Raw genomic sequence first — 18393 nt, 5'->3', positions numbered from 1 at the left:
AAAAGTTATACTCGCCTAAAACGGTAGGAATTACCAAAAATAGTGATTTATTTTCCGATGCCCAGACTAAAATACTCCCTATTTCCATGACTTTTTGAAGAATACAACATAAGTACAATTATGTTGTATTGCGATAACGGAGGTATAAAAGATATTTAGAATAAAACGAAGGGAAGAGGAAAGTAAAATGACTTTTAAAAATCACAGCTTGGATTTATTCAAAAAATTATTTATTATAAGTCTTACTGTATTGATGATAGGTAATTTAGTTCATATTGAAGCCAAAGCAGATACTACGAAAAATGCGGGTGGCTTTATGGTGACCGGAGGCGTAGAAGGGGTGGACTATGAGTATGGTGATGTTGTATATCATACTCAAGGATACGGAAACGCAGAAAGCACAAGTGCGGCTCAGCCTTCTACATATGGAGGGGTAAACAATATTACGGTAAAAGCGTTAACGATTAAAACAAATACCCCCTTGACAATCTCGACGAATGGGGCAGTCGTCTCGGACTGTATCTATATTCAACCGGGGAACGATGCCGATATTACTCTGAATAATGTGAAGATTACAGGAATCTTACCAATCAATATTCCAACGAATATAGATCATCCTACCTCTGCACATATAACGATTGCTGATGGCAGTGAAAATGTGCTAACGACAAATCTTTCAGCGACACAACATTTTCCGGGAATTCGTTGTGGAGAAGGTTCAAGTTTAACGATTGATGATGCACGTCGTAACGTGGATATCAATGGTGTACCGATTCTGCCTGAAGGCGGACGTATTTCTCGAGATGCCACGTTGCAAGATGGCACTATAGTACATCAGGGGGATCGTCTTACTTTACTCGATAGTCCGAATGCCGGAACATTAAAAGTAAATGGGGGTTATAGAGCGGCGGCAATTGGTGGTGCTGCCATTGAAAATAGTGGGAATATGACATTTAATGGCGGAAAAATAATCGCAACTGCTTATGGACCGGGAGAAGGTGGAAATGGTGCCGGTACAGGAATTGGCGGAGGACATGCTGGTGGCGGGACTGTCACGACGTTTAATGGCGGAATTATTGAAGCTTATGGCTCTTATCATGGGGCCGGGATTGGCGGTGGATGTACCTATGTTGGCGGTATGTCAACGAGTACGGTAACTTATACATTAACGGATATCATTATGTGTGAAACACCCAAATCAACAATCGCCGGTGATATTAATATCAACGGTGGATTCTTAAAATCAACCGGGTATACGCATAGTAACGCGTTTGGTCAAGGTTGTGGTGGGACGAATACAGGCAAAACCATTACGATTACCGGTGGAACTTTATTGCCATCTTCACAATCAGGCTGGTATGACATTGGTGGTGCAGGCGGAGACGTCATTGTCACCGGTGGTTCCATTCGTCTGTCTGGTACCGGGAAATTTCAAAGTAAAGAGGGCGATGGCTCAGCTTGGGGCGATTTAGAAAAGACAACAAAAGTATTTATGACTAAGATTGATCTTAAGGGATATAATATTCCGATTACTTTAGTAGACGATATGAAAATGACGATTAACGGACTTGAAAGTGATTATGGAATGCCATCTTATACAGATGAACAAGGAGCGTTATATTTCTGGCTGCCAAATCGTAATACACCGACAGAAGTACGTGTTGACTTGTCCATTAAAGATTCTGGCGGTGAAGAAATCCCGATGGATTCATTCTTCGTGACCGATGCAACAAATGGGTCTATTTTGAAGCAGTATGTTTCTTTCTCGGTGGATAACACGACAATTCCTGATGAAAAACGTTTACATAAAACCTATGACGGATTAGCATTTGATGGAACTCAACAACAGGATTTCCTGAATTTGATTACAGCGGGCGGTATTCCGGTGACAATCCCAAGCGGAAAAGTTTTAGACGATGCCAGTAAAATGACCATTCAGTCTCAACTTTTAGATAATGATACGCTTGAACCATCAACTGAAGGAGAAATTATTTCCGGAATGCAGGCAAATGTAGGGAAATATCAACTGATTATCACATCTAGTCAGTATGCCTCTGATCCTACTTTCCAAAATAGTTTCTGGGGACATCGTGGTTATTATAAGTATGCCCAAATTGATCCTGCAGACAGTCAAATAGCGATTACAGCCAAAAGAGCAGATGACAAAACAGGAGCAGATAATAAAATTACGATTACAGCCAATGTATCACCGGATAATAAGGAAGCAAAGACGTGTAAAGCCCCAACCGGATTAGTACAGTTTTATATTAATGGAAAACCATATGGGGATCCTGTAGCAGTTACGGCAGCCGCAGATAAAAATTCTGATAACTATGAATATAGTCAGGCAACTATCGAGTGGACACCTAGTGATGACGGCGGTAAAAATACGATAGATGGTACTCAAACTATAACGGCAAAATATATTGGCGGAACTGGGACAAATTACAATGAAAGTACAGGAGACCCGGTTGAATTAGAAGTAACACCGGTAGACCAAGGGGATGAAACAATTGGCGGTAATCCGATTATCATTACAGATAAGACAGACGATACCGTCATTGTTCCTGGTAGTGAATTAGATAAGATCTATGGGGATCAATTCCAATTAGAATTAGAAGGCGGGGATACAGATGAAGCACCTATTTACAGTTCTTCTGATGAATCGATCGCTATTGTAGATGAATATGGAAATGTGACGATTGTTGGAGTGGGAGAAGTGACCATCACCGTCACTCGGCCAGGGAATGGAGCATATAATGATGCCACTCAAGAAATTGTAATCAATGCCGGGAAACGAAAAGTAGAACCCGAATTTATTGATATTTTAGATAAGTATTACGACGGTAAAGTGGATGCATCGGTCGACTTAGAGACGATTAGACTAAAAGGGGTATTGGATTCTGACTTAGAGAATTTCTTGAAGGAACTTAAAATTACCGCAGTTTTCCCTAATGAAAATGTTGGAAATTACAATGATGCTGAAGCAACTTTGAAATTAAGTAAGGAATTATCGAAGAAATATTATTTTGAAGATGAAGAAGGCTATCGTACATCTGAGTATACATTAAAAGATGAAGCCTCTATTTTACCGAGACCTTTCGATGATGAAAACATACAAGTGGCGATCAATGTTAACGATATTCCAGATCAGCCATATACTGGGAAACCGATTCTTCCTCCTGTAATTGTAAAAGACGGGGATAAGGTATTGGTAGAAGGTGTGGATTATACAGTTGAATATAAAAACAATATTGAAGTGGGAAGTGCTACGGCGATTATCAAGGGAAAAGGCAATTATGCTTCCAGCTTAGATACTACTTTTGAAATCACGACTGTAAATATGGATACGAATGGAGACGGAAAACCGGATGTCAACGTCGATACCAATGGAGACGGAAAACCGGATATCAACATTGATACGAATGGAGATGGTAAACCGGATATTAACATTGATACCAATGGAGACGGAAAACCGGATATCAATATCGATACAAATGGCGATGGTAAACCGGATATTAATATCGATACCAATGGAGATGGGAAACCGGATATCAATATTGATACGAATGGCGACGGAAAACCGGATATCAACATCGATACCAATGGAGACGGCAAACCGGATATTAACATTGATACCAATGGAGACGGCAAACCGGATATCAACATTGATACGAATGGAGACGGCAAACCGGATATTAACATCGATACCAATGGCGATGGAAAACCGGATATTAATATTGATACAGATGGTGACGGCAAACCTGACATTAATATCGACACTAATGGCGATGGCAAACCAGACATCAACATTGATACAAATGGTGATGGAAAAGCCGATCTTAACATTGACGTAGATGGGGATGGAATCCCTGACTATAACATCGATACGGATGGCGATGGCATTGCCGATCAAAACTTGATTGATCAGGAAGTGGTAACGATTATTGAAAAAATGGTGGATACCGGAGATCATCGTTCATTGATGACTTTGATCATGGGAATGCTCCTGTCATTAGCTGTTATTGTTGCTAGCTTAATCAAAAAGAAAACAAGAATGGAATAATAAAAAGAGGGAATGACTGAATGCACCTCTGTCAGCCGGACAGAAGGACTTAAACAGCATTCCCTTTTTGTTTATCAATTATTTTGAATAATCGTCTATACCGCCAATATGATTTTTCACTGTATAATAATGATTATCTGGAGAATAGATGACAGGATTAATTTTATTAAGATTAAAAAATTCCATTTCTTCAAGTTCTTTTGTTTTATGAAGCGGATGAGACTTAGAAAAGAATAGCTATCAAAGCAACATTGCAATGCGTTTTGAACATGCTATAATGGGGGAAAGGGGGAATACAAATGTCCGAACAACAATCTTTAAATTCTTTATGTATAACACAAGTGGCTGCTACTATTTGTGATGTTTTAGGGGTAACACCCCCTTCACAAGCCGCCGCGGCCCTGCCCATCGTCAAGACGGTAGCACAGCAGTCTTTTCATCAATCGGCAGATCGAGTTTTTATGTATAATCCGGATGCGATTGCTTTGTGGCTCTATCAAAAATACACGCCGTTGTTTCATGATGTGATGAAACATACTCAGTTGGCATTGCCGCTCTTATCGGTTATGCCATCTGTGACACCGGTATGTTTTGGTTCCATGTATACGGGAGTCATGCCAGCGGTTCATGGCATTCAAAGCTATATTAAACCGGTAATTCAACAGGAAACCGTATTTGACGTATTATTAAAAAACAAGAAGAAACCTTGTATTGTTTCAACTGCGAATGACAGCTTATCAATGATCTTTTTAGAAAGAGAAATGGATTATTTTATTTATGAAACGATTGAGGAGTGTAATCAGAAGGCATTGGCATTGATCAAGGAAGATCAGTATGACTTCATCTTACTTTATAATGGGAACTTTGATGGAACAATGCATCGCTATGGGCCGGAAAGTCCGGAAGCGTTAGCTGCCCTTGAAAATAATGTCAGTACGTTTACGAGCGTTGCAGAAGCAATAAAGATGTACTGGTCAAATCATGATACATTGTTGGGATTTGCTCCGGATCATGGATGTCATCGTATTGATGGTGATTTGGGCAGTCATGGTTTAGAGATGCCGGAAGATATGAACATTATTCATTTTTACGGCTTTATTCCACATCAATAGCCGTTTTTCGCTAATATTTCCCAGGCAATTTCCTGGGCTTTTTGTTTGACATTTTCCTATTCCTTACATAACATATAAAAAGGAGGGAAAATATGCTGTATCATCATATGGAAGATATGATCGGGCATACCCCGTTACTTGCGGCAGAACGTTATCAACAAGCTGTTTCAAGCAAGGCAGCGTTGTTTACAAAATTAGAAATGTTTAATCCTTGCGGGAGTGCCAAAGATCGCATAGCGTTAACGATGGTTGAAGAGGCACTGCAAAATGGGATGATTAATTCCGATACATTGCTAGTTGAACCAACGAGTGGAAATACCGGTATTGCATTAGCGGCTATTGCTTTAGCCAAGCAGATGAAGGTGATGATCGTGATGCCTGAAACGATGAGTGAAGAAAGAAAACAGTTGTTAAGTGCTTATGGAGCCGATCTCCGTTTAACCAAGGGAGAATTAGGTATGCAAGGGGCTATCGATGAAGCAAATCGTGTTGTTGCTTCTCATCCCAATGCTTTTTTAGTCGGACAGTTTGATAATCCCAATAATCTAAAAGCACACTATTTAACTACGGGTCCGGAAATCTATGAAGATATGAACAAAGAGATGGATATTTTTGTAGCGGGAATCGGAACCGGAGGAACAATCAGTGGGGTAGGAAAATATCTAAAGGAAAAACTGCCCCATATACAGATTGTCGGAGTAGAACCGGCAGATTCGCCATTGCTGACAAAGGGCTATAGCGGCACTCATGGTTTGCAGGGGATTGGTGCTAACTTTGTGCCTTCTGTTTTAAAGCAAGAAGTCATCGATACGATCATGACAGCAACGACGAAAGCGGCCTATGATCATTGTCGTCTATTTAGAAAGACGGAGGGGCTGTTAATCGGAATCTCTTCCGGAGCGGTTTTATCAGTTGCCGCACAATTAAGTCAAAAAGAAGAAAATAAAGGGAAAAAGATTGTCGTATTACTGCCAGACAGCGGTGAAAGATATCTGACCACATCCCTGTTTAGGAGTAAAGATGAAGAAAAATAAAGGAATTATGTATATTGTCATGTCAGCATTTTGCTTTGCCGTCATGAATGTGTTTGTTAAATTGTCGGGAGATATCCCCTCGATGCAGAAAAGTTTCTTCAGAAACTTAGTTGCATTAGTGTTTGCTTATTTTATTATTAGGAAATCAATGGAAGGTTTTCACTTTAAAAAAGAAAACCTCCCATTCCTGCTTATTCGTTCTGTTTGCGGAACGGTTGGGATTCTCTGTAATTTTTATGCAGTCGATCATTTAATGCTTTCGGATGCATCGATGTTGAGTAAGCTGTCACCGTTTTTTGCGATTATCTTTTCGTTGTTCTTCCTAAAAGAAAAAGCCAGCCTATTTCAGTGGCTAGCCATTATTATTGCGTTTTTAGGAAGTTTGTTTATTATCAAACCAAGTTTTGCGAACCCTTCATTGATTCCCTCTCTTATTGGTGTTGCCGGAGCAATGGGCGCCGGTGCCGCTTATACGACTGTGCGTTATTTAGGAACAAAAGGGGAACGTGGTCCATTGATTGTGTTCTTTTTCTCCACGTTTTCATGTTTAGCGGTAGCACCGTTTGTCTTGTTTGATTTTCATCCAATGACTTGGCTTCAGTTAACTTATCTATTGTTAGCTGGACTATCTGCCGCAGGAGGACAATTTGCGATTACGGCCGCTTATACATATGCACCGGCTAAAGAATTATCAGTTTATGATTATTCACAAATTTTGTTTTCTGCTGTCTTTGGTTTTATCTTATTTAATCAAATCCCAGATCAATATAGCTTTATTGGATATTTTATTATCTTTGGCATATCTCTTATCATGTTTATCCGCCAAAATAAAAATAAACAGTTTGCCTAGACCCAATGGGTCTTTTTTATTAGAATTCGTCATGAGAATAATGAGAAAGCGTGTTAAGAAAATCAGTCGGCGCCTGTACAAACTGGAGCTGTTCAAAAGCCTCTTTTGTCATTAATCTTTGCAGGTCAGGTAAAACACTGTTTAAGTCATTATGTCTTGCTCCGACTTGTTCGTCTGTAATAAACTTAAATCCAAAATCACAATAAAGCTTAATTGCACGATAACTTCCCGGTTGAGTATGCAGGTAAATCGGGAAATCACTTTCATGAAGTCCACCGAGGATCGCTGACAACATAGCTCTTCCCAATTTTTGATCTTCATATCCTTTTTTGATTTTCACCCAGTGAAGCGTATTGATTTGATTATAAGCCGGCCAAATAAAAGCAGTTCCGACTGGCTGATCATCAACATCACACAAAAACAGACAACGTTCATAAAATAAATCGCTTTTGTCTTGATAGACTAAATCAAAATAAGATTGCATATAAGGTTCATAAGCGAGAGCTGTCTTTTCATCATCAAACGGCATTGCCTTCCAAATAGATAGTTCTTCTTTACGGCACGGACGTAATGTAAATCCTTGTGGCAGTGCTGTTAAGGCATCTTTATTTAATTGAGTACATATCATAAACAGATTGGGGTCAGCCATTATTTCACTTCCTTTTTCATCATGATATGAGGAATGTCAGCTTCAATAAACACTTCCCCATAAGGAATAAAGCCAAGATGTTCATAGAACGCTGCTGCATGCAGCTGGGCACCTAAGCGAAATTCCCCCTTAATGAATTGGGTGACATGATTCACTAACTTTTCACCGATCCCTTGATGACGATATTCTTTTAAGACACAGATGCGTCCTAATTTAGTATAATGCTCATGCTCGATAGCGCGCATAGCGGCAACGGGCTGATCTTGGATAAGAACTAGGAAATGACGGCAAGTTTGATCAAGATCGTCAATTTCAATCTCACTTTTGACATGCTGTTCATCAACAAAAACACGTCCTCGTACTTTCATACATCTAAAAAAGTCTTTCTGATGTTTAGCTTCTTTAATGATCATTACGAAAATCCTCCAAATCAATATAAGCATAAGGGGTTCTTTGTTCAAAACGAATTTCATCGATCCATGCTTTTGCTTGTGCAGATACCTTGCTGATACGCTGATTTTTAACAAGAGGATCCACATATCTTTTTTTAACGTCGATATGGACACAATATTTCCCGGTCATTTCTTTATCACTGCCTTTGACTTCCTCTAGTTCTTGGAAACAACGATAGATAGAGTGATAAGGACTGTTTTCAATTAAAGCGATCATTTCTGCTTCCGTTAACTGATAGAAATCCTCCATTGTGACATCATGATCCTGCATCATTTTCTTCATAATATCAGCTAATAATTGTAATGCCAGCTTATCTTCATTAGATAAGTATATTTTTGCGGCACGGCAGGCATTTTGTGTAAATAATTCTGCTGTTTTGATTGTTTGAAAGCCGATTTCTGTTCGACCATGCTCATCTGTCAGCAAAGTTAAGTCCTGATAGATCGTTTTTATTTCTTCTAAAGTCAAATGATGCCCCAAAATATATCCGGTGGATAACATATACTCTAAACGATCAGCAGATAATTGGGGTTTTTCATTATCCGCAACAGGGTATTTTTTATAATCCATCACATCTTCTAAACGAATTTGATCTCGTGCGAGTAAAGCGAGCAGTTCATGCGCGTTAGAAAGAATTTCCTGATTACTCTTTTCGGTGGATTCCTGAGTCATATGATCGTTGTTTAAGAAATCAACAACATGGGAGAACACCGGTGATGAGACATCATGAAGCAATCCTGCCAAGGTCTGTTTTTTATCATGAGTAAAGTGCCAGATGATCAAAGCCACACCTAGACTGTGATCAAAACGAGAATAAAAGAAACGGCAGTTAAATAATCGAGTATAATCACAGCCGCAAAATAAGCCGATGCCTTTTAAACGCTTCATCTCCTTAATTTCTAAATAATCTTTGAGAAAATCCGGAATTTCCTCTTCAAAAATAGATAAGTAAGTTAAAATTCGGGTATCGATATTTGTCGTAAGTTGTTTCATTTTTCGCCCTCCAGTGATAAAATTATAGCATAGATTCCCTGTTCATCCCATTATTTTTACTTTGATACACCAGAGGATTGTGGTATACTTTAAGACGTATAAATCAAGGAGGAAATAATAAATATGTTGATCGAGATATTAAAATCGATTCTCTTTGGGATTGTTGAAGGAATTACAGAATGGCTTCCCATCAGTAGTACCGGACATATGATTCTATTAGATGAATTCGTTAAGCTAAATATGTCAGATGCTTTTATTGAAATGTTCTTAGTGGTGATTCAGCTAGGCGCAATATTAGCCGTAGTTTTGATTTTCTGGAAAAGAATTTGGCCTTTTTCAAAAAAAGCACCTTATTATATTAAACCCGATAAATTATCGATGTGGCTGAAAATATTTGTTGCCTGTGTGCCAGCCGCTGTAGTAGGTCTTTTGTTTGACGATTACTTAAATGCATTATTTTATAATTATCAAACCGTTGCGATCATGCTGATTGTATTCGGGGTATTATTTATCATCATTGAAAATAGAAATAAACATCGCCGTCCGCAGATTACTTCTATCGCTGAGATTACGTATTCAGCGGCGATTGCCATCGGTGTTTTTCAGTTGATAGCGGCAGTCTTCCCCGGAACTTCACGTTCAGGTGCAACGATCGTAGGGGGAATTTTAATCGGTATGTCACGAACTGTGGCGGCTGAATTTACTTTCTTTTTAGCTATACCGGTCATGGCAGGTGCTAGTTTATTAAAGATCGTAAAATTTGGGTTTGCCTTTACCGGTGTGGAAATCGCAGTGTTGTTAGTTGGGATGCTTGTTGCCTTTATCACATCCGTATTTGTTATTAAATTATTGATGGATTATATCAAGCGTCATGATTTCAAAGTATTTGGTTGGTATCGAATTGTATTGGGTATTGCCGTTCTTGTTTATTTTATGGTCTTAGCCTAGAAGTAAATTTCTAGGCTTTTAATTAAGGAGGAAAAACTATGTTCGTTATTTGGGGCTGGGGAAGAAAAAGCAAGCCAACGCTTTATTTAGGATTGAAACGTTGTGAACGCGAAGGAACCTATCAGCATTTTTATGTATATCGTTCTTATCAGCATTTTAGTTTATTTTTTATTCCGTTTATTCAATGGTCAGTGAAATATTATATCGGATGTTCTCATTGTGGCATGGGAATGGAAATAGGTAAGGATCAATTGCCTAAATGTGAAGCTTTGTCTCGTCATTTGATCGGACAGAAAAAAGTAGATGAGATGCTGAACTATTTACGAAATCAGTATCACATGATGGGGCATGATGAACATACTAAAGAGGATCTTATGGAACGTATCGCTTTAACGTATGACATTCGTGATCATGAAAAAGAAGTAGAACATATGATCGAAGCTGTTATGGAAGAAGATCGTACGCAAAAATTCACACAAATTGTTTAAATTGCACGAGTTTTAGGAGTGTTTGTTGAATCAATCGACAGGCTGAGCATTTGGTGATATGATGAAAAAAAGGTGCGATCAGAGTGGAAAAGAAAAAGTGGGAAAATCGAATAATTCAGGCAGCGATTATTTTGTTTATTGCTGTCTTTACTTTTCAAATCATCTTACATGTCAATAAGGTCCAAAAAATTACAAGCATAGCTAATGATTGTAACGAACTTGCAGTAAAGGTGCAGCGAATTGTGAAATTAGCAGTAGCACAGCAAGATGTTACAGCACTGCATGAAGATATTGACGGACTTTGGGGAAAATTGCTGAATAGTGAAGTGAGTTACGGAAGTGAGCGAATCTCCTCACCGGAATATTGGAGCGCTCTTCAGGAAACGAATCAGCATTGGCAAAAGTTAAGCAGCGATTTATCCTACTATATTTCCGGACAGTATAATTTGGATACCTTGATTGAAAGCAGTGAAGCTTTTTATAAAGATGGAGATCGTCTCAATGATACGATAAATCATTATTCTCTTGCTTTGATTGAAAAACTGAAGATTTACGAATTACTTTTAATAACATTCGTGATTGGACTGATTGCTGTCTACTTTAGACAATTGATGGCGAAGATGAGATTAACCCATCATAATGGTGAATTAAGAATTATGTCTTATTTTGATGAATCGACACAACTGCCCAACCGTCGCCGCTGCCGAGAAGTATTAGGAGAGACACTCGACTTTGAAAAGAATGAGTGCTATGCCTGTATCATGTTTGATTTAAACAATCTAAAATCGGTGAATGATACTTATGGGCATAAATTCGGAGATGTATTAATCGCCAGTTTTTCTTCGATTCTTCGTAAATATATCAATGATGAAGTGTTTATCGGTCGATACGGCGGTGATGAATTTGTAGCCATCATCACTAATCATGATGAAGAACGAGTTTTGCAGATGATTGAAAGCATCCAAAACAGTGTGGATAAATTTAATGATGAGCATCATGAAATTCCGATTCGTTTTGCTTACGGTTATGATATTGCCTATAAGGGTAAAAAGATTAAAATGGAAGAAGTAGCCGAACGTGCCGATATCAATATGTATAAATGCAAAAAACAGATGAAAGACTGCAATGAACAGTCCTCAGATCCTCTTTTATAAAGAGGATTTTTATTATATATAAAATAATCTTTATTTATGTATAAATTTTAAAAAAACTACTATCTTTTATAATACAATATTATATAATAAGATGGTATGTGAGGTGGAGGGAATGAGATTAAAAAAATATATATGCGATAAAGCATTTCTAAAAATGGTGTGTACCATTGCTGCCCCTATTATTTTACAACAGATCGTAGAAACATTAGTGGGATTAGCCGATTCCATGATGGTATCGGGATATAGTGAATTTGGGGTAAGTGCTGTACAGATCGGTTCTCAATGGGAACAAATTGCAACGCTGCTTTCTTTTGGAATCTGTTCAGGTGTGGGGATTTATACAGCACAGTTTTTTGGAAGTCAGGATTATAAAAATCTTAAAAAGTCATTTGGAACCATGATCATGTTGTCGGTGGCAATAGCGATTCCGTTTATTTTGGCCGCTGTTTTTATACCAAAAATTATTTGTGGTTTTTATATCAGTGATCCAACGATTATTCACTATGGTTCACAGTATTTGATCGTAACGGGAATCAGCTATGTTTTTGTTATGGTATCGTTTTGTTTTAACTATACCTATCGCTGTATGTCTAAAACAAAAGTGACGATGGTGATTAGTTCGATTACCGTTTTATTAAACTGCTTATTCAACTATTTATTGATTTTCGGTCATTTCGGGTTTCCTGAGCTGGGAATTGTAGGAGCGGCTTATGGTACCTTGATCTCAAGAGGCTTAGGGACATTGATGTATGTCATTTATTCGACGAAAACAAAACAGGTTTTCTTAGGAAAACTGTCTGTGATGTTTAAACCCGATCCGCAATTCTTACAGCCGGTTATTCGTCGTATTTTACCAACTGTAGCCAATGAAGGATTGTTTGGTGTAGGGCAAACATTGTTCTTTAAAGCCTTTGGAATGATTGGGGTTCATGCGGTAACATCGGTGGCGATTGCCGATCGTATTTCCAACTTATTCTTTATGGTTATTTGGGCTATTGTAAGTGCCGTACAAGCGATTATCGGAAATACATTAGGTAAAAATGATATGAAGCTTGCTAAAACCTATGCCGACTACTTTATGGGAATGGGGTTAGTTGTTTCGGTTGTGTTAGGGCTGTTAATGGTCATCACGGCTCCTTATTTAATCGGGATTTTATATGCCAATGAATCCGGTGTTGTTCAGCAGGCAGCAACCTTTATTCTTTATGCTTATGCCATTAAGATTGGACTGCGTTTATTTAATGCCGTAATCTTTGGTTTCTTGCGAGCAGGCGGAGATACTAAGGTATTGGCATTATTAGATTCGGTTATTCTTTACACCGTTGGGTTGCCGCTGGCATTCTTATGTGTAACGGTTTTCCATTTTGATATTGTTCCGACAATCATTTTAATCCAGTTAGAACAAGTCATTCGTATTATCTTAGCCTTTAAGCGTTATCGATCAGGGGCATGGATGCAAAACGTAACAGCTGATGTCAATTAGTTTGACAAAGGCTGTTATTTTTGTTATTGTCTAAAAAGAGACGGGGTGTTAGTTTGGCTATTGTTCTATAAGCATTTTTTAATGAATCAAAGACATGTTTTTAGCGTGGCTTAAAATGCTTTATAGAGGAATAGCGGCCCCTTTTTTGTTTGCCTTTTTTCTATAAAGCCATAACTAAAAAAGGAGGATTTGATCATGATAACGATCAGACAAGAAGAAAAGAAAGATTATAAAGAAGTATTTGAAGTAGTGGAAAAATCATTTGCGACAGCCTTGCATGCCGATGGAACCGAGCAGTTTTTAGTGGAGAAACTAAGAAAGAGCGAAGCTTTTATTCCGGAATTATCATTAGTAGCCATGATTGGAGATAAGATTGTCGGACATATTTTATTTACGAAAGTCAAAGTGGGGGAAACAACTCAATTAGGATTGGCACCATTAGCGGTATTGCCGGAATATCAAAATCAAGGAGTAGGCAGTGCATTAATTAAAGAAGGGCACCGCATTGCTAAAGCGATGGGATATGATTATTCGATATTAATCGGACATGAGACTTATTATCCTCGCTTTGGTTATGTACCGGCAAAGACATTTGGTATTACAGCGTCATTTGAAGTAAATGATGAGAATTTCATGGCATATAATTTAAGCGGAACGAGTAAAATGCTTAACGGAACGCTTATTTATCCAAAAGAATTTGGAATCACATCATAATCATCAGCGGATAAGAACATCTCTTATCCGTTTTTGTTTACTTTTGTAAAATAATAATTGTATAAACAATTTCAAAAAAACATAAAAAATATATTTATAAATTACCGATAAAACAAACCGAACTTGACAAATTACAAAATAAGTGATAAAATGTAGTTATAGTTATTGTATGCGTGTATACATTTTTAACAGAAAGGAGAATGAATTGTGAAAAAACGAATTACCATGCTTTTAGTTTGTGCTTTATTGCTGGTGGGGTGTAACAATAAGCAAAATAGTTCTCAGAAATTAACGGAGTATCGGGATTATGATACGCAAAACCAAGAAATAACCACATTAAACTATCTTACAACCAATACCTCTGTGGATATTAGAGTAGTCGCTAATTTTGTAGATGCATTATTGGAGTATGATGCCGATGGAAAACTAATCGGTGATTTAGCTAAAGATTACAGTCATAATGAAGAGGCAACGGAATGGACCTTTAAGTTAAGAGACGGCTTAAAATGGGTCACTCATACGGGGGAAGTCTATGGAGATGTGACAGCGGAAGATTTTGTTTCCGGGATCAAATATATTCTAACCGCTAAGAATAGTTCTCAAAATGTAAATAATGTGACTTCTTTTTTAAAGGGAGCAAGTGAATATTATGAAGCAAGCAAAGCCGGAACAGCTACGGAAGAATTATTTAAAAATGTTGGAGTTGAGGCAGTAGATGAAAAAACTGTGAAATATACTCTAGCGACACCAAAGCCATATTTTGATTCAGTCGTGACGTATATTACTTGGTTTCCGGTAAGCCAAAAATTCTTAGATGAAATCGGGCCTGAAAACTTTGGTACCGATAAAGATAAACTTTTGTATAATGGCTGCTATCGCATGACCGATTATCAAAATGGAGCTTCCAAAGAATATGTGAAGAATGAGCATTACTGGGATAAGAAAAATGTGCCGTTTGAAAAAGTAACAGTGACAATGCTGGAATCTTTGAATAAAGCTTACAGTATGTATGAAACCAATGAATTGGATCATGCTAGTTTGACGCAAGATGAGATTAAGATTCAAGCGGGGAATGAACATTTAGTAGAAACACGCGGAGGAGGACGTTCGGCTCAAATCTATTTTAACTATGAACAGGTGGGAAATGAAAACTGGAATCAGGCAGTTTCTAACGTTAATTTCAGAAAAGCTTGGTTCTATGGTGTAGATCCTACCCCTTATCATGAAAGAACAAATCCAATCAATCCGGATTCATTAATGAATAACCTTTATACTTGTGGTGTGATTGTGAAAGATTCCAAGGGAACGTATTATAAGGATTTCGAGGAATTAAAAGCATACGCCAACGGATTATATGATGAAGCGAAATTCAAAGAAGCAAAAGAAAAAGCAATGGAAGAATTAACAGCTCAGGGAGTGACTTTCCCGGTTGAAGTTACGTTACCTTACAATAGTGGTAATCAAACTGCCGAAGAAACATTTTTAATATTAAAAGATAGCATTGAAAAATGTTTAGGTAATGATTTTGTAACGGTAACCGGTATTCCTTATATTAAAAGTGCAACATCTGAAATCTATGAAAAGAGCTTACAGTCGATTGCCTTAGTAGGGTGGGCACCGGACTATAATGATCCTTATGATTTCCTGCGTCATATGACAGATACCGAAGATGGCTACATGAATAAAAATTATTCTCGTATTTCTGATCCAACCTATGATGCACTGGTGGCAGAAGCGAATGCAATCGTAGATTTGGACGAACGTTATCATGCGTTTGCCAAAGCTGAGGATTACTATTTACAGCAGGCATATTCAGTTCCATTCTATGTCGATGGGCATGAAATTCAAGTCACTCGTATCAATGATTATTCAAAGCCATACTCATTTACGAGTGTCGGCAGAAAAATCAAATTCTGGGAAACAAAGGCAGATGGCTATACGCAAGAAGAGTATGCCAAGTTTGCCGAAGCGGCTAAATAGCACAGCAAAAAGGAGTTTCTTTGATTAGGAAACTCCTTTTTAGTATTCAGAAATAAATTTCAGTTTGAGGAACAAATCCCCAATTATGAAATTTCATTTGATGTAGTTTAAAAACCATTATAATGTAACTGTCACTGATCAAAGAAATGAGTGCGTATCTTCTCATTGTAGCGACGGGCAATCAAGTTAGTAATGACTTCAATTTGAAGTGCTCCGCTGGCAAAATCCGATAAAGCATGGAAATTAATCGCTTTATCTACATAAGGAAGTTCACTTAATTTAGCGCTGGCAGTGACAAGATAGATTTTAGGTTTATCTTTTCTTAATAAACGTTGGTCACGTACAAATAAGCGTTGAAAAAATTTACCGGTCGATGATAAAACGATGATTAAAGTTTGAGAGTCCGCTTTATCAATAATTTCCCGAAGTTCAGAATACTTAACTTTAGCTTGAGCAACTTTTCCACTGGAAAAGAGATTGAGCTGAAGATTCAGGCAAACACTGTTCGCTTGCAGACTTCCGGCAATGATGACTTTAGGATAATGGTAGATATCATTTGTAATTTCTTCAATCGCGTCAAAATCTAATGAATATTTTAAATCATGGATGTATTGGCTAACCGTTTCTATGTATTGAATCATGCTGTTTTCATTATCACTGCGTGCCGTAAAATCAAATTTTGATAAATTCGGCTGATAATGATGAAGTAAGTGTTTAAGTTCGTAGAAGTCATTTAACCCCACTCGACGGGTAAAACGGCTGATAGAAGATTTGGAAACTTGGCAAGTTTGTGCCAAATCATTAGCCGTAATGTCGTTTAAGTCTTGAATATGTTCTAATAAGTAATTTGCGATCTGGCAATCAATTGAATCATTGGGTTCTGACTGAATGATTCCCAAAAGGATGATATAAAGTCGTTCCATAATATCGCCTCCTGTTGCTTATTATAACATAAAATTATAGATTTCAAGAAAAATATGTGAAGAGGAGAAAAAAGAAGATGAGTACTAAATTTCCAGATGGTTTTTTATGGGGAGGAGCAACGGCTGACTTCCAATATGAAGGTGGATTTAATGAAGGGAAAAGGGGAACTTTGACTACCGATTATGTGACGGATGGGTCTTACGAACAACCTCGTCAAATCACAATCAAATTAAGTGATGGTACATTATCCACTGTCCAAAACAGAACAAGTTTACCGGAAGGATCTGTCGCATGGTTTCATGAAGGACAATATTATCCAAGTCATCAGGCAGTAGATTTCTATCATCATTATCAAGAAGATATCGCATTAATGGCAGAAATGGGATTCAAAACATTCCGTTTTTCAATCTGCTGGACAAGAATCTTCCCAACCGGAGATGAAGAATGTGCAAATGAAGAAGGATTAAAGTTCTATGAAGATGTAGTAGATGAATGTTTGAAATACAACATTGAACCGTTAATTACAATCTGTCATGATGAAATTCCATCTTATTTGGCAGATACTTATGATGGATGGTCAAGCCGTCATACGATCGACTGTTATTTAAAGTTATGTGAGGCTTTATTCACACGTTTAAAATCAAAAGTGAAATATTGGCTGACTTTCAATGAATTGAATGCGGTACGTGGTTATTCAATGATGGGAACACATAGTGCGGATAACCAAACTCATTATCAGGCAATGCATCATGTGTTCTTAGCGAGTGCATTAGCTGTTAAAATGGGGCATGAAATGATGCCGGATGCTATGTTTGGAACAATGTATGCTTTAAGTGCTATTTATCCGGCAACTTGCAAGCCATCTGATATTCGTGCAGCTTATAATGCGCGTCGTCAGTCATTATTCTTCTCTGATGTCATGATGAGAGGCTATTATCCAAGCTATTCTGAAAAAATCTTTAAGGATAAAGGAGTAACGATCAAAAAAGAAGTGGGAGATGATGAAATCTTACGCCTGTATCCATTGGATTATTTATCATTCAGCTATTATCGTTCTACCATCGTTTCAGCAGAAACAGAGATTGATATCATGGGTGGAGATGCAAACCCTTATTTGGAAACAACTCCTTGGGGATGGCCAATCGATCCGGAAGGATTACGTTATGTTTTAAATGAAGTTTACGATCGTTATCAAAAACCACTTTTCGTTGTCGAAAACGGTTTGGGAGCTGTGGATGAAATAGGCGAAGACGGAACAATTAATGATGATTATCGTATTGATTATTTGACAGATCATATCATGGAAATGCAAAAAGCAATCTGTGAAGATAAAGTAGAATGTTTAGGATACACAATGTGGGGATGTATTGACCTTGTTTCATTAAGTACCGGAGAAATGAAGAAACGTTATGGCTTTGTTTATGTTGATATGGATGATAAAGGAAACGGAACATTGAAACGTACAAAGAAAAAATCATTTGACTGGTATAAAAAAGTGATTGCAACAAACGGAGAAGATTTAAGTAAATAATATAAAAATGCTAA

The 18393-nt window shown here is 37.7% G+C and carries 15 protein-coding genes; 11 read left to right on the top strand and 4 right to left on the bottom strand.

Features of this window, described 5'->3' with window-relative positions:
* The first annotated feature begins 187 nt into the window (after positions 1-187).
* The 4 genes from BN1225_RS14070 (at position 188) to BN1225_RS06165 (ending at position 7062) form a co-directional block, all read left to right on the top strand.
* A complete protein-coding gene (locus BN1225_RS14070; RefSeq protein ID WP_052466399.1) occupies positions 188-4066 on the top strand; it encodes an Ig-like domain-containing protein in 3879 nt (1292 codons plus the stop codon).
* A 299-nt stretch (positions 4067-4365) separates the two neighbouring features.
* The gene (locus BN1225_RS06175; protein ID WP_041138909.1) at positions 4366-5178 is read left to right on the top strand and encodes an alkaline phosphatase family protein; all 813 of its coding nucleotides are present in this window, start codon (positions 4366-4368) and stop codon (positions 5176-5178) included.
* Between the two features lie 92 nt (positions 5179-5270).
* Positions 5271-6212 (top strand): cysteine synthase A, encoded by a 942-nt coding sequence (cysK, locus tag BN1225_RS06170; RefSeq protein ID WP_041138908.1) that lies wholly within the window; start codon positions 5271-5273, stop codon positions 6210-6212.
* On the top strand, positions 6199-7062 hold the full coding sequence (locus BN1225_RS06165) for a DMT family transporter (RefSeq protein WP_041138907.1): 864 nt from the start codon (positions 6199-6201) through the stop codon (positions 7060-7062). Before cysK ends, BN1225_RS06165 begins: the two co-directional genes overlap by 14 nt.
* 19 nt (positions 7063-7081) lie before the next feature.
* Here the strand turns inward: BN1225_RS06165 and BN1225_RS06160 are convergent, their stop codons facing one another.
* The 3 genes from BN1225_RS06160 to BN1225_RS14855 are packed head-to-tail and all read right to left on the bottom strand — an operon-like array spanning position 7082 to position 9157.
* Positions 7082-7711 carry a GNAT family N-acetyltransferase gene (locus BN1225_RS06160; protein ID WP_041138906.1) on the bottom strand — a complete coding sequence of 210 codons (630 nt, stop codon included), beginning with the start codon at positions 7709-7711 and terminating at the stop codon, positions 7082-7084.
* The gene (locus tag BN1225_RS06155; protein ID WP_041138905.1) at positions 7711-8124 is read right to left on the bottom strand and encodes a GNAT family N-acetyltransferase; all 414 of its coding nucleotides are present in this window, start codon (positions 8122-8124) and stop codon (positions 7711-7713) included. Before BN1225_RS06155 ends, BN1225_RS06160 begins: the two co-directional genes overlap by 1 nt.
* On the bottom strand, positions 8114-9157 hold the full coding sequence (locus BN1225_RS14855) for an HD domain-containing protein (protein ID WP_052466398.1): 1044 nt from the start codon (positions 9155-9157) through the stop codon (positions 8114-8116). The genes BN1225_RS06155 and BN1225_RS14855 overlap by 11 nt, the downstream gene beginning before the upstream one ends.
* 123 nt (positions 9158-9280) lie before the next feature.
* Here BN1225_RS14855 and BN1225_RS06145 point away from each other — a divergent pair, with 123 nt between their 5' ends.
* The 6 genes from BN1225_RS06145 to BN1225_RS06120 all read left to right on the top strand — a co-directional run bounded on the left by BN1225_RS06145 (position 9281) and on the right by BN1225_RS06120 (position 15924).
* The gene (locus BN1225_RS06145; protein WP_041138904.1) at positions 9281-10105 is read left to right on the top strand and encodes an undecaprenyl-diphosphate phosphatase; all 825 of its coding nucleotides are present in this window, start codon (positions 9281-9283) and stop codon (positions 10103-10105) included.
* 38 nt (positions 10106-10143) lie between these two features.
* Entirely contained in the window at positions 10144-10593 is a 450-nt protein-coding gene (locus BN1225_RS06140) for a zinc ribbon domain-containing protein (RefSeq protein WP_041138903.1), read from the top strand.
* Between the two features lie 83 nt (positions 10594-10676).
* Positions 10677-11747, top strand: coding sequence for a GGDEF domain-containing protein (locus tag BN1225_RS06135; protein WP_041138902.1), 1071 nt, complete (start codon positions 10677-10679; stop codon positions 11745-11747).
* A 112-nt stretch (positions 11748-11859) separates the two neighbouring features.
* Positions 11860-13230 (top strand): MATE family efflux transporter, encoded by a 1371-nt coding sequence (locus BN1225_RS06130; protein WP_041138901.1) that lies wholly within the window; start codon positions 11860-11862, stop codon positions 13228-13230.
* Positions 13231-13425: 195 nt separating this feature from the next.
* Positions 13426-13944: a GNAT family N-acetyltransferase gene (locus tag BN1225_RS06125; RefSeq protein WP_317621629.1), complete on the top strand. Its 519-nt coding sequence runs from the start codon at positions 13426-13428 to the stop codon at positions 13942-13944.
* Positions 13945-14151: 207 nt separating this feature from the next.
* A complete protein-coding gene (locus BN1225_RS06120) occupies positions 14152-15924 on the top strand; it encodes a peptide ABC transporter substrate-binding protein (protein WP_041138900.1) in 1773 nt (590 codons plus the stop codon).
* A gap of 131 nt (positions 15925-16055) precedes the next feature.
* Here BN1225_RS06120 and BN1225_RS06115 read toward each other — a convergent pair whose 3' ends face one another.
* On the bottom strand, positions 16056-16847 hold the full coding sequence (locus BN1225_RS06115; protein ID WP_041138899.1) for a MurR/RpiR family transcriptional regulator: 792 nt from the start codon (positions 16845-16847) through the stop codon (positions 16056-16058).
* A gap of 77 nt (positions 16848-16924) precedes the next feature.
* Here BN1225_RS06115 and BN1225_RS06110 point away from each other — a divergent pair, with 77 nt between their 5' ends.
* Positions 16925-18379 (top strand): glycoside hydrolase family 1 protein, encoded by a 1455-nt coding sequence (locus tag BN1225_RS06110; protein WP_041138898.1) that lies wholly within the window; start codon positions 16925-16927, stop codon positions 18377-18379.
* Positions 18380-18393 lie beyond the last annotated feature (14 nt).

The organism is Beduini massiliensis (assembly GCF_000829905.1).
In the GTDB taxonomy this organism is placed as follows: Bacteria; Bacillota_I; Bacilli_A; order Erysipelotrichales; family Coprobacillaceae; genus Beduini; species Beduini massiliensis.
This window is presented reverse-complemented; position numbering and strand designations above follow the sequence as displayed.